20 protein-coding genes and 2 pseudogenes are annotated in these 10,194 nt (G+C 62.6%); 2 read left to right on the plus strand and 20 right to left on the minus strand.

Annotation, left to right across the window (positions count from 1 at the left end; translation table 11 throughout):
• Nucleotides 1-189 precede the first annotated feature (189 nt).
• The 5 genes from ACQ4MM_RS06500 to ACQ4MM_RS06520 all read right to left on the minus strand — a co-directional run bounded on the left by ACQ4MM_RS06500 (nt 190) and on the right by ACQ4MM_RS06520 (nt 2,745).
• On the minus strand, nt 190-660 hold the full coding sequence (locus tag ACQ4MM_RS06500) for a hypothetical protein (protein WP_431476623.1): 471 nt from the start codon (nt 658-660) through the stop codon (nt 190-192).
• Nucleotides 661-834: 174 nt separating this feature from the next.
• Complete coding sequence (locus tag ACQ4MM_RS06505; RefSeq protein WP_431476624.1) at nt 835-1,194, minus strand: hypothetical protein; 360 nt, start codon at nt 1,192-1,194, stop codon at nt 835-837.
• Nucleotides 1,173-1,328 (minus strand): hypothetical protein, encoded by a 156-nt coding sequence (locus ACQ4MM_RS06510; protein ID WP_431476625.1) that lies wholly within the window; start codon nt 1,326-1,328, stop codon nt 1,173-1,175. Before ACQ4MM_RS06510 ends, ACQ4MM_RS06505 begins: the two co-directional genes overlap by 22 nt.
• A gap of 43 nt (nt 1,329-1,371) precedes the next feature.
• The gene (locus ACQ4MM_RS06515; RefSeq protein ID WP_431476626.1) at nt 1,372-2,484 is read right to left on the minus strand and encodes a hypothetical protein; all 1,113 of its coding nucleotides are present in this window, start codon (nt 2,482-2,484) and stop codon (nt 1,372-1,374) included.
• A gap of 18 nt (nt 2,485-2,502) precedes the next feature.
• Nucleotides 2,503-2,745, minus strand: a complete 243-nt coding sequence (locus ACQ4MM_RS06520; protein ID WP_431476639.1) for a hypothetical protein — start codon at nt 2,743-2,745, stop codon at nt 2,503-2,505.
• Between ACQ4MM_RS06520 and ACQ4MM_RS06525 the strand changes: the two genes are divergently transcribed.
• A complete protein-coding gene (locus ACQ4MM_RS06525) occupies nt 2,633-2,917 on the plus strand; it encodes a hypothetical protein (protein WP_431476643.1) in 285 nt (94 codons plus the stop codon). The genes ACQ4MM_RS06520 and ACQ4MM_RS06525 overlap by 113 nt on opposite strands.
• A 177-nt stretch (nt 2,918-3,094) precedes the next feature.
• Here the strand turns inward: ACQ4MM_RS06525 and ACQ4MM_RS06530 are convergent, their stop codons facing one another.
• From ACQ4MM_RS06530 to ACQ4MM_RS06550, 5 genes are read right to left on the minus strand one after another with little or no spacing between them, the layout of a single operon-like run.
• Entirely contained in the window at nt 3,095-3,367 is a 273-nt protein-coding gene (locus ACQ4MM_RS06530; protein ID WP_431476627.1) for a hypothetical protein, read from the minus strand.
• Nucleotides 3,342-3,800, minus strand: coding sequence for a hypothetical protein (locus ACQ4MM_RS06535; RefSeq protein ID WP_431476628.1), 459 nt, complete (start codon nt 3,798-3,800; stop codon nt 3,342-3,344). The genes ACQ4MM_RS06530 and ACQ4MM_RS06535 overlap by 26 nt, the downstream gene beginning before the upstream one ends.
• Nucleotides 3,733-4,053 carry a hypothetical protein gene (locus ACQ4MM_RS06540; RefSeq protein ID WP_431476640.1) on the minus strand — a complete coding sequence of 107 codons (321 nt, stop codon included), beginning with the start codon at nt 4,051-4,053 and terminating at the stop codon, nt 3,733-3,735. The genes ACQ4MM_RS06535 and ACQ4MM_RS06540 overlap by 68 nt, the downstream gene beginning before the upstream one ends.
• On the minus strand, nt 4,013-4,657 hold the full coding sequence (locus tag ACQ4MM_RS06545) for a hypothetical protein (RefSeq protein ID WP_431476629.1): 645 nt from the start codon (nt 4,655-4,657) through the stop codon (nt 4,013-4,015). The genes ACQ4MM_RS06540 and ACQ4MM_RS06545 overlap by 41 nt, the downstream gene beginning before the upstream one ends.
• Entirely contained in the window at nt 4,594-4,860 is a 267-nt protein-coding gene (locus ACQ4MM_RS06550; RefSeq protein ID WP_431476630.1) for a hypothetical protein, read from the minus strand. The genes ACQ4MM_RS06545 and ACQ4MM_RS06550 overlap by 64 nt, the downstream gene beginning before the upstream one ends.
• Between ACQ4MM_RS06550 and ACQ4MM_RS06555 the strand changes: the two genes are divergently transcribed.
• Entirely contained in the window at nt 4,799-4,948 is a 150-nt protein-coding gene (locus ACQ4MM_RS06555; protein WP_431476644.1) for a hypothetical protein, read from the plus strand. The two genes, ACQ4MM_RS06550 and ACQ4MM_RS06555, sit on opposite strands and share 62 nt — an antisense overlap.
• Before the next feature lie 23 nt (nt 4,949-4,971).
• Here the strand turns inward: ACQ4MM_RS06555 and ACQ4MM_RS06560 are convergent, their stop codons facing one another.
• The 10 genes and pseudogenes from ACQ4MM_RS06560 to ACQ4MM_RS06605 all read right to left on the minus strand — a co-directional run.
• The gene (locus tag ACQ4MM_RS06560) at nt 4,972-5,745 is read right to left on the minus strand and encodes a hypothetical protein (protein ID WP_431476631.1); all 774 of its coding nucleotides are present in this window, start codon (nt 5,743-5,745) and stop codon (nt 4,972-4,974) included.
• Nucleotides 5,693-6,328, minus strand: coding sequence for a hypothetical protein (locus tag ACQ4MM_RS06565; RefSeq protein ID WP_431476632.1), 636 nt, complete (start codon nt 6,326-6,328; stop codon nt 5,693-5,695). Before ACQ4MM_RS06565 ends, ACQ4MM_RS06560 begins: the two co-directional genes overlap by 53 nt.
• A 145-nt stretch (nt 6,329-6,473) precedes the next feature.
• The gene (locus ACQ4MM_RS06570; RefSeq protein WP_431476641.1) at nt 6,474-7,124 is read right to left on the minus strand and encodes a hypothetical protein; all 651 of its coding nucleotides are present in this window, start codon (nt 7,122-7,124) and stop codon (nt 6,474-6,476) included.
• A complete protein-coding gene (locus ACQ4MM_RS06575) occupies nt 7,034-7,873 on the minus strand; it encodes a filamentous hemagglutinin N-terminal domain-containing protein (RefSeq protein ID WP_431476633.1) in 840 nt (279 codons plus the stop codon). The genes ACQ4MM_RS06570 and ACQ4MM_RS06575 overlap by 91 nt, the downstream gene beginning before the upstream one ends.
• 93 nt (nt 7,874-7,966) lie before the next feature.
• On the minus strand, nt 7,967-8,083 hold the full coding sequence (locus ACQ4MM_RS06580) for an ESPR domain-containing protein (protein ID WP_431476634.1): 117 nt from the start codon (nt 8,081-8,083) through the stop codon (nt 7,967-7,969).
• 234 nt (nt 8,084-8,317) lie between these two features.
• Nucleotides 8,318-8,365, minus strand: a pseudogene (locus tag ACQ4MM_RS06585) (hypothetical protein); the annotation flags it as partial.
• Between the two features lie 154 nt (nt 8,366-8,519).
• Entirely contained in the window at nt 8,520-8,705 is a 186-nt protein-coding gene (locus ACQ4MM_RS06590) for a ShlB/FhaC/HecB family hemolysin secretion/activation protein (protein ID WP_431476635.1), read from the minus strand.
• Nucleotides 8,706-8,798: 93 nt separating this feature from the next.
• Nucleotides 8,799-8,981 (minus strand): ShlB/FhaC/HecB family hemolysin secretion/activation protein, encoded by a 183-nt coding sequence (locus ACQ4MM_RS06595; protein WP_431476636.1) that lies wholly within the window; start codon nt 8,979-8,981, stop codon nt 8,799-8,801.
• A gap of 104 nt (nt 8,982-9,085) precedes the next feature.
• A complete protein-coding gene (locus tag ACQ4MM_RS06600) occupies nt 9,086-9,457 on the minus strand; it encodes a POTRA domain-containing protein (RefSeq protein WP_431476637.1) in 372 nt (123 codons plus the stop codon).
• Nucleotides 9,458-9,986: 529 nt separating this feature from the next.
• Nucleotides 9,987-10,194: pseudogene (locus ACQ4MM_RS06605) on the minus strand (alkene reductase); the annotation flags it as partial.

The following is a 10,194-nucleotide window of genomic DNA, read 5'->3' on the forward strand; positions in this document are numbered from 1 at the left end:
ATGGCGTGTAGTTACTGGAACCAGGATCGTAGCCGTTGGGGTTCCCACCTGGTTTATACCAGGATGGCATCGCCATATTCACCGTTTCCGTTCTGGTGACCCTGGACAATCGATGCGTTGTCTCGAATATTCTGCAACGTGACCGCATTCAAGTCCAAATTGCCGCTCGCCTCAATGGTGGACGAAACGTTATTCACCTGCCGCGCTCAAGCCGCCGTTGGTAGCGCCAATAAACATGCTTGCGGCGCTGTACAGCGTACCGCCCTGGAGGTTGTTCAGCGTTCCATCCACACCCAGCGCCATATTGCCAGTGGAACCGATCAAGGCGTTGGCGCCAGTGTTATTGAGGTTGCCGGTGCGGACAGCCACGTTACCGCCGACGATGCCGGCGGTGTTGCTGATGTTGGCGGCGACCAGGTCGAGCGCACTTTCGCCGTTGATCTCACCGGAGTTGGCCAGGTCGCCAGCCGCGCGGATGGCGACTGCGCCTCCTTCGATCACGGCGCCGGCCTGGTTGGTCACCTGGTTGCCGCTCAGGGTCAGTGTTCCTTCTGCGCCGAGGGTGCCGTTGTTGGTGATGTTTCCGGCAACCGTCAGGCTCAGATCGCGGTTCGAGTGGACTTGCTGCACACCGGCAGCTTGAACGAAGTCGCCGTTCATGCTCATCGCAAGGTCGCGGCCCCCGAAGATTTCGCCCAGTGCGCCGACCGTACCGGCCGAGAGGAACAGGTCGCGATCGGTGGCAATGCGGCCGCCCCGAGTTGCCTCAATTGCGGGGTGTTCAGCGTCAGGTCGGCGCCGGAGCCGCCCGCAGTGCCAAGGCTGCCGCCGTCGTTATTCACGTATTGCGCGCGAGATGTAGGCGTTGCCGCCGGAGAGTACCTGGCCGCTGTTGACGAAGCCTGAGCCGGCCTGGTTGAAGGTCAGCGTGCCGCCGCTGTTTACTTTGCCTTGGTTCGTGAGCTGCTGTGTAATCGCCAAGTCCATGCCCTGGCCGGAAGCAATGATGCCCGAGACGCCATTCCACATTGTGGAGCCAGACAGCAGCAAGCTGCCCATGCCGGCTATGGTGCCGTGGTTCGTGATCCCGCCTCGGCTCTGGAGCCTGGTGGCGCCGCTGCCTTTGTTGGCGATGCGGCCGGTGCCGTTGTCGATGGAGTCGCTGTTGATGGTCAGGTTGCTGCCTGACGCCAATCGCTTCGATTCACGCCGCCATTATTAAACAGTGCGCTGCCGGACGTCAGTTGCAGGTCGGTTCCGGCTTGAACGATGCCGCCGACGTTGTTTGCGGTGCTACCAATGGAGAGCGTGGCCTTGCCGTCTGCCACGAGCTGACCGCTGTTGGTGAAGCTGTTCGTCGTTATTTCCAGTTCAGCGCCCGAAGCCGCTCACGGTGGAGATCTGGCCGCCATTGGTGAAGGAGGACGAGTTGATCAGTGCCCTGCCCTTGGCCGCCACTTGGCCGCTGTTGGTGAAGGACGCTGCGGCCTCGTCGAAGGTCAACGTGCCACTGCTTCCGATTGCGCCTTGGTTATTCAGTTGCTGATTCACGTCCAGCAGCATGGCTGCGCCGGAACTGAGCTGGCCCCCGGCCTGGTTATCCAGCGTGTTGGAGTGCAGGTCCAGTGCACCGTTGCCGGCGATGCTGCCGCTGTTTGTGATGCTGCTAGCGCTCGTGACGCTGGTGTTGCCACTGCCAGCGTTGACGATGCGGCCACTGCTGCTAACCGATTGCGCGTTGGCCGTCAGCCTGGAGGCCGCACCGGCAGCTTCGATGGTGCCGCTGCCGTTATTCAATGCGCCGCCTGCATTCAGGGTCAGGTCGCCGCCAGCGTGCAAGGTGCCGCCGTTGTTGCCGACAGTGCCACCAATCGTTGCAAGCAGTTGGCCGTCGGCGGAAACCGCGCCACCGAGGTTGGACAGGCTGCCAGCCTGCAGGGTGATTCCTCGGCCGGTGCCGCTCACCGTGTAAAGCTGGCCACCATTGTTGGCGATGCTGGAGGCGATGATGCTCATCTCGCCGCCGGATGCCAGGCGGCCGCTGTTTGCAAAAGAGGCTGCTGCCTGATTGAACGCCAGCGCGCCGCCGCTGCTGATGGTGCCGCCCTGGTTGTCGAGCTGCTGGCGCACGGCCAGGTCGAGCGTAGTAGCGGCGGAGATCACACCGCCAGCCTGATTCTGCAAGCTCTGCGCGTTCAGTACCAACGCGCCGTTGCCGGCAATGGTGCCGCTGCTGATGATGGTGCTCGCACTCGTGATGCTGGTGCGTGCATTGCCTGCGTTGACCATGAGGCCCGCCAGGTTGCTGATCGTGTTGGCTTGCACGTCCAGCGTGGAGCCTGCGCCCAGTGCTTCCAGCGCGCCGCTGTTGTTGGTCAGCGCCCCGCCGGCGGTGACAGACAGTTTTCCTGCGGCCTGAACCTGGCCTTGGGGTGTTGTCGAAGTTTGAGCCCGACACCACGCTTGTGTTGCCTGCGGCTGCAATTGCGCCGCTGCGGTTGCTCATGGGATCCTACGCTGTCCAGCGTGATGTTTGCGCCGCCAGCAATGGCAGTTGCGATCTGACCGCCATTGTTGCTGATTGTAGCGGCGTGTACGTTGATCGCTCCCGGCCGCAGCGATCTGGCCACTATTGCTGAACTGCGCGGCTGCCTGCTCGAAGGTCAATGTTCCGCCGCTGCTGATCTTGCCGGCGCTATTCAGGGATTGGCGCATGCCGAAATTCAGGTTGCCGGCGGAGGAAATACTGCCGGCGCTGGCGTTGTCCAGCGTTGACGCAACCGCATTTGAGCGCGCCGTTACCGGCAATCTGGCCGCTGTTGGTTATTGCACCAGTTGCGGTCAGGTTGGTGGCGCCCGTGCCTACATTGACAATGCGGCCAGTGCCGTTGTTGATGTCGCTGGCTGCGATGTCTGAGCGTGCCGTTCGGTGCCGACGATTCAATCACGCCCCCCTGGTTGCCCAAGGCGCCGCGCGAGGTAATGTTTGCGCTGCCGTCGGAAACGATGGCGCCCACTGGTATTGCTGATGCTGTCAGAGTCCAGGCGCAGGTTGCCGCCGCCATCCTTGACGGTCACCAATTGGCCACCATCGTTATTGAAAAGCGCCCGTTGCGAAGTTCGCATCGGTACCGCTGACAAGCTGGCCGCTGTTACGTACGGCTTTGCCGCCTGCGTTCAGCGTGAAGGTGCTACGGCTGCTGATTGCGCCTGCGTTGTCCATACCGTGGCCAACCGTCATGTCCAGTTTTCCGCCGGATGCGGCGATGCTGCTGCCGGTGCGGTTGGTCAGGTCGGCTGCAGATATAGCAAGGTTGCCATTGCCTGCGATCAGGCCAGCATTATCCAACGTGGTGTCGACGTTCACGGTGGTGGCATTGGTACCGACGTTGACGATGCGGCCGGTGCCATTTGCCAGCGAGCCGGCGTGCAGGTCGAGCGTGGCATTCGGGGGCCAGTGCCTCCACCACGCCGCCGTTGTTGCTCATTGCACCTGCGGCGCTAACATCCAACGAGCCGGCGGATTGAACGGTGCCCTGCGTATTATCAAGCTTGCCGGCGCTGTCGATCGTTGCCGCTGCGTCGGACATGATCACGCCGCTGCGGTTGCTGATCGAGGCGGCGTCGATTGCCAGTACCGCGCCGGAGCCTTTGGCGGTGGCGAGCTGGCCGCCATCGTTGTTGAAGTCTCCGGCGTGCAGTGTCATCTCGCCTTGCGAGACGATCACCTTGCTATTGCTGGCCGTAGCGCCGTTGGCGTTGACTTGCCAGCTTGCCGCCGCTGTTGATCGTACCGGCATTGGCCAGCGAACCGGTCACCGTGGCGGTCATGCCTTGTGCGGACGCGATTGTGCCGTTAGCCTGGTTTTCAAGCGTGGCGGCGGAGATTTGCAGCGCGCCGTTACCAGCGATTGTGCCGTTGGTCGTGATGCCATGGTCGGCGTCCAGCGTAGTCGCACCATTGCCAACGTTGACGATACGGCCCGGTGCCGTTGGCCCAGTTCGCCCGCTTTCAGGCGCAAGGTGCTGGTGGCGGGGAAACAGCTTCGATATTGCCGCCGTCGTTCTTCACGGTGCCGCCGGATTGCAGATCAAGGTCTGTGCGTGCTTGTAACAGGCCGCCTCGGTTGTCTAAGTCGCCAGTGACATGCAAGTCCGCTTTATTGTCGGACATGATCGTGCCGCCCTGGTTGCTGACACTTTGGGCGTTGAGGAGAACGCTGGCATTCGAGCCCTGCGTCGTGGCGAGCTTGCCTCCATCGTTATTGACGCTTGCTGCGGTCAGGTCGATGGCGCCTGCGGCAACCACGGTGCCGCTGTTGCGCAAGGAAAGGCCGGTCTGGTTCGACTGCAAGGCGCCAGCGCTGCTAACGGTGCCGGCGTTGTCGAGCGAGGCACGCACGGCGAGCGACATGTCGCCGCCGGCGCTGACGGTGCCTTGCGCCTGGTTGCGCAGGCTATCGGCGGACAGGCTCACGTTGCCGTTGCCGGCGATCTGCCCGCTGCTTTCAATGTGGCCGGTCGCGGCGACGCTGGTATTGCCGGCGCCGACGTTGACGATTCGGCCGGTCGTGTTGTCGATCGAACCTGCGTTCAAGTGCAGCGTGCTGCCTGCGCTGGTCGCCTGGACCAGGCCCGCCGGTGTTGGTGACCGCACCGCCCGCGTCCCAAGCGCAGCGCATGCGCGGCCTGGATTTCACCGCTGCTGTTGTCGATGGCACCTGCGACGGTAAGAGTTGCATCAGCGCCGGAACTCACAATACCGCTGCGGTTATCCAATTTGCCAACATGGGCCGAGATGCTGGAACCGCTGGCGGTGATGATCTGTCCGTCGCGGTTGTCGATCTCGCGCGCGCTCAAGTTCGCGGAACCTTTTGAGGAGATAGCGCCGCTGTTGCGCAGGGAGGGCACCCTGCTGGTCAAAATTCAGTTTACCCTGTGTGGCTGATCTGGCCATCGAGGTTGTTCAGGTCAGTACGCACCTTCAAGTCCAGGTCGGACATGGCGGTGACAATGCCCGCCGGTGCCATTGGTCAGGCTGTCTGCGCTGACGGTCAGGCCGCCGTTGCTGCCGATCAGGCCATTGTTGGCAATGTAGCGGTTGATAGAGAGCGAGGATTGGCCGGTACCGGCGGAAACTATGCTGCCTGCCCGGTTGGTCAGGGAGTCGCCGGCCAGGGACAGGTCGCCGCTGCTTTCAATGCGGCCGCTGTCATTGTTGATGCCGGTGCCGGCGCGCAGGTCCAGTGTATTGCCGGAGCCGAGGTAGCCGGCTGCATTGCTTGCGTCGCCGGCGATGTGCGCGGATGCGCTGCCATCGGCGCGGATTGTGCCTGCGTCGTTTTTCAGGGAGCCGGAGGTGATGTCAATGCGGCTGGTGCTGCCTTCAGCAGTGGCGATCGTGCCGTCGCGGTTGTCGATCGAGCTGTTCTCGATCTTCAGTGGGCCTTTCGACAGGATTTCGCCGGAGTTCACCAGGGCGGACTGGTCCTGCGACATGGTGAAGCTGCCGCCGTTGCTGATGCTGCCCTCGTTTTTCAGCAGGGAGCTGACGTTCATGTTCACGTCGCTGGTGGCAGTGATGCGGCCTTGGGCAGCGTTGGTCAGCGTGGCGGCATCGATGTTCATAGCGCCATTGCTGCCGATGCTGCCGGTGTTGCTGATGGTTGCGGCCTTCAACGCGAGTGGGCCGCTACCGGTGTTGACGATGCGGCCGGTGCCATTGTCGATTGCAGAGGCTTGCACAACAAGGCTGCTTTGGCTGCCGAGCGTTTCGATGGAGCCGTCCTGGTTGCGCAACGCGCCGCCGGTTTGCAGGTTCAGGCCTTTGTTTGCCTGGATTACGCCCGACGTGTTGGTCCACGTCGTCCGCAATTTGCATGGCTGCCTGGCCGCCGGTCGAGAGCTGGCCGTGCAGGTTGTTCAACGCGTCGGCCTTCAGCGACAGGTCGCCAGCGGGCGGCGATGGGCGCCGGAGGTGTTGGTCCAGTGCGCCGGTTTCCAGGCGTGCGTTGCCGCCGATGCGCCAGTCGCCCTGTTCAGTGGCGGTGGTGCCGCTATTCAGGGTGAGATTGCCGCCGACGTTCAATTTGCTGGCGGTGCCGGAGATTTCACCGGCGCGCAGGGTCAGGTTTGCTGCGGTTTCCAGCTTGCCGCTGGCTTGCAGGAACTTGCCGCCGACGTTGATAGCGGCATCGCTGGTGCCCAAGTGAAGCATGGTGCCGCTGTCGTTGTTCAGGTAGCGGGCGACGTCGATGGAGAGTTTGCTCGCTTGCAGCAGTCCGTTGTTGTTGTCGAAATCGCCGAGGGGTGGCGTTGAAGGCGCCACCTGTGAGCAGGCGGCCGGCCTGGTTGTTCAGGCTCGAGAGCGCCAGGGTTGCGTCTTGTTGCACGCCGATCTGGCCCTGGCTGTTATCCAGGGCGCCGCCCGTTCACTTTCAGCGTGCGCAGGTTGACCTGGCCGCGTTGGTTGGTCAGCGCGGGTGGTGTCCAGGTTGATGCCGCCAGTAGCGGTGACCAGGCCGTGCTGGTTGTCCATGGCGGCGAATTTGAGTTCGCCCCGCTGGCAGGGACGGAACCGGGGTGCCACCGGAGTTTGTTCCGGTGCCGGTTCCATTGCCGCCGGTGCTGCCGGAGCCTGTCGTGCCGCCCGTGCCTGCGTCGGCGCCGCCGCTGGAGGTCCCTTCGCCAGTACCGGTGCCAGTGCTGCCGCCGGTGCCGTCCGTGGTGCTGGCTGCTGCCTGGCCCAACACGCCATCCGAGTTATTGGTGCTGCCAATGTTCACATTCAAGCGCGGAACGAACCGCCCTGCACAATCTTGCCGCCTGCCGTTCAGCAGGGTGCCGCTCGCGCTACTCAGCTCGACACGGCGTGCCTCGATGCTGCCGCTACGGTTGTCGACATCGCCAGTCACTGCGGCAACCAGTTGCCCGCCAGCGTACACACTGCCGGTGTTGGTCACGGAAGCCGACTTGAGCGCCAGGTCTTCGCCCGCCTGCATCTTGCCCTTGTTCTCGACCGCTTCCCGCGCATTTACCTGCATGCCCTTCGATGCGGCCAGCGTGCCGGTATTCTCAAGGCGCCCTTCGGAAGTGACGACCAGTTGGCCCGCCGCCGCGCCGATCTCGCCGGCGTTGCGTACGCCGACACCGGCTTCAGTGCCGACCAGGAAAATCTGGTTGGCATACATGCCGCCCAGGCGCGAAGCGTCGATCGCGAACTGCGGCGCAGCAATCGGTTGACTGGCCAACCTCCGTCACGGTTGGCGACTCGCCCTCCGCAACCTTGTTGACGCCCGGTGACCACGTTCAGGCGCTGCGCCCACAGGGATGCATTCAGCACCAGCGAACGGCTGATCAACGCCGTGTACTCGGTCTTGCTCGCATCCAAGCCAGCACCATCGAGCACGATCTGGCCGCGTTGCACGTCATAGCCAGCCAGACGGCCGTCCGTCATGAACGGCGATCCGGTGGTCAGCGTTGCGCGGCTCACGTTGATAAAGCCGCCGCCGTCCACGGAAATGCCGGACGGGTTGGCGATCACTACTTCCGCCTTCTGGCCCGCCACTTCGATATAGCCGCGCAGTGCGCTCGGGTTGTTGGAGTTGACCTCGTTCAGGATCACCTTCGCGGCGCCCGCTTTCAGCCAAGGATTGGCTTCAACCCAACCGCCCAGTTCCGTCTGCACGTTCGAGCGCGAGTTGTTCAGGATTGCACCGCCCTTGGCCACGTCGAATTGCGAATAGACGTTGCGCGAAACGCCGGCGGCACTTGGCTCACGCACGTTCACCTGCGGCACACCGTTAGCCGCCTTCAGCACGATGGCCTGGTTCTGGCTTGGCGCTTTAGGATCGGCGATGATCTGCGCCTGCACGTGGCTGGCCCAAAGGAAACCGCCAAAGGCCGCTCCGAACAGGAAAGGTCAGTCGGCGCAGCGCAGGGTGTCCCATTACGGGCAGGCGCCGAACTAGTCGAGCGCGCCAGTCTGGCCGGCGCCTTTGCAGCAGCTGCGGGCGTCCTCGCCCACAGCCATCAGCATGCCACGTGCTTTGTTGAAAACGATACGGTAGCGAAGTTTATTCATGATGCTCAGAACTCGTAATTCAGGTTGAAGCCAGTGGCAACGCTGGCGGTGCGGAAGGCGTCCGGTTTGCTCACCGGTTTGCCCGCAAAGAAGTCGGTACTCAAGCCGCCAAACTGGCCGCGCCAGCCAAGGGCGGCGCCGGTCAGGTGGGGTGCCGCGCAGCAGCGCAGCGGACGGGCCGGAGACGGCGCCGTGGTCCAGCGCGAAGTAAAGCTGGTGGCGGGTCTCGGGGATGGTCCAGCTCAGGTCATTGCGCAGCAGCCAGCCGCGTTCGGCCGACAGGCTGGCTTCACCGTCGAAGCCGCGTACGGGTGTAACGGCCGCCGATGGAAAAGCGGTCCTGTGGAATCAGCTTGGTGTGCGGTTCCACTGGCGGCGCCAAGCGGCCTGGTAGGACAGTGATTTGGTCAGGGGCCAGTTCAGCGTCACATCGGCATTAAAGATGCGCGGGGCGGGCGGTGCCTTCGTCGAAGGCCTCTTCCTGCGCCGGCAGGCTGCCATATGAGCTTGTGCCCAGCTTCCAGGTCAGGTTGCTGTCCAGGGTGGCGGGGCCGATGAATTCCTTGTGTGCGACGCCTGCCACGAAGCCGGCCATGCGGCGGCGCTGGACTTCCACTTCCATGTCATCGATGTAGTTGCGGCTGCCGCGCTGGTAGGTTCGCAGCGACAGCGTGGTCTTGCGCGTGGCGTCGCGATAGACCAGGGCGCGAGAGCTTCAGTTCGGCGGTGTTGCTGGTGCCGCGATAAATGTAGTCGTGGAAGGCGCCGGCCCACGGGTCTGGCGGTAGCGATAGTCGTTCAGTTGCAGCGAAAGCAGCCAGTAATCGAACGGCACCGAGTAATGCAGGGCATAGCCGCTGGTGCCTATATTCGCCGCCAGGGCTGTCGCCCGGCACATTGCGGTTGATGGTCAGGTAGAACAGGTCTTGCAATCCAAAGGGATTGTCGACCGAAAGCGTGAGTCCGCCCTGGTAGGTGCCGGTCGAACGGCTGCCACTGTCGTCAACCGAAGCGCTGAATCGATAGGCGCGGCCCGCCCTTCCATTTCACTTGCAGGTCGCTTTCGCCGGGCTGCTCGCCAGGCACGATTTCGATATCCGCTTGCGCGCCGGGGACGCGTTTGAGGTTCTCCAGCCCTTGCTCGATATCGCGCAGGTTCAGTAACTCGCCAGCGGCAAGCGGCAGTGCGTTGTCGAACGCTGGCTTCTGTTCCGGATAGCGCAGTGCGCGAATGCGGCCCGGTACCAGTTTCAGGTGCAGTTCGCCGGTAAGTAAATCCTGCGGGGCCGCCAGCACGCGGGCGGTAACATAGCCTTGGGCCACCAGCGCGTTCTGGACTTCCCCGACGAGGACATTGATGCCGGGCGCTGCCAAGGCAACGGCCTAGCGCACCGTCGGCGGCTTTCAGCGCCCACTGGAATTCGCCGGCCAGGTTCGCCTTCCAGGAAGACACGGCGGATCGGGAAGCACGGTGACTCGTTTTCCGGCCAAAGTGGCTGGGCGGACCTGACCTCGCGCTGCAGGCGAACGTCGGGCTTGGCCTCATCCTGGCGCGCGCGTTCGCGCTCCCGCTGCTCCTGGCGTTGTAGTTCCTGGTTTGCCAATGCAGGATCGACCTGCGCCAACGCAGGCAAAGCTGCGCCAAGGCCGAACGCAAATTGCGCGGCCAATCCTATTCTTTTTCACAACATTTATTTCTCTTGGGTATTTTTTTCAGCCCAGAAGTATAGCTGTGTATCACTCGTAACGAGATGTTTCGCTTATATATATTTATTATTTGGTGATAGTTTTAAGGCACTAAGATGTGTTTTAGTGACAATTGGAGAGAATTAATCTAGTTAAAATCTCCCCAACAGGCCCAAAATAATCAAAAGTTACTCAAATTTAGTAACTTATAGTTAACTCATGGCGTAAGGGTTGGATAATCGGTGTAGCCTGCCGCGCTGCCGCCGAAGAAGGTGTTGCGGTCTGCGAGGTTGATCGGGGCGTTGGTCTTGAGGCGGGTGATGAAGTCCGGATTGGCCAGCACCATCTGGCCGTATGCCTCTACTTCGGCCAGGCCGGATTCGACGTCGGCGCCGATCTGCTCGCGCGGGCGGCCGGGGCGGTTC

This window comes from Massilia eburnea (genome assembly GCF_050709955.1).
GTDB classification, from domain to species: domain Bacteria; phylum Pseudomonadota; class Gammaproteobacteria; order Burkholderiales; family Burkholderiaceae_D; genus Rugamonas; species Rugamonas eburnea_A.

Excerpts from the sequence above, each read along its gene's own strand:
- ACQ4MM_RS06595 (WP_431476636.1), bottom strand. The coding sequence starts at position 8,981 with ATGTGCCGGGCGACAGCCCTGGCGGCGAATATAGGCACCAGCGGCTAT.
- ACQ4MM_RS06580 (WP_431476634.1), bottom strand. The coding sequence starts at position 8,083 with ATGAATAAACTTCGCTACCGTATCGTTTTCAACAAAGCACGTGGCATG.
- ACQ4MM_RS06535 (WP_431476628.1), bottom strand. The coding sequence starts at position 3,800 with ATGCCGGTACGATCAACAGCGGCGGCAAGCTGGCAAGTCAACGCCAAC.
- ACQ4MM_RS06555 (WP_431476644.1), top strand. The coding sequence starts at position 4,799 with ATGCTGGAACCGCTGGCGGTGATGATCTGTCCGTCGCGGTTGTCGATC.
- ACQ4MM_RS06500 (WP_431476623.1), bottom strand. The coding sequence starts at position 660 with ATGAACGGCGACTTCGTTCAAGCTGCCGGTGTGCAGCAAGTCCACTCG.
- ACQ4MM_RS06590 (WP_431476635.1), bottom strand. The coding sequence starts at position 8,705 with ATGGAAGTGGAAGTCCAGCGCCGCCGCATGGCCGGCTTCGTGGCAGGC.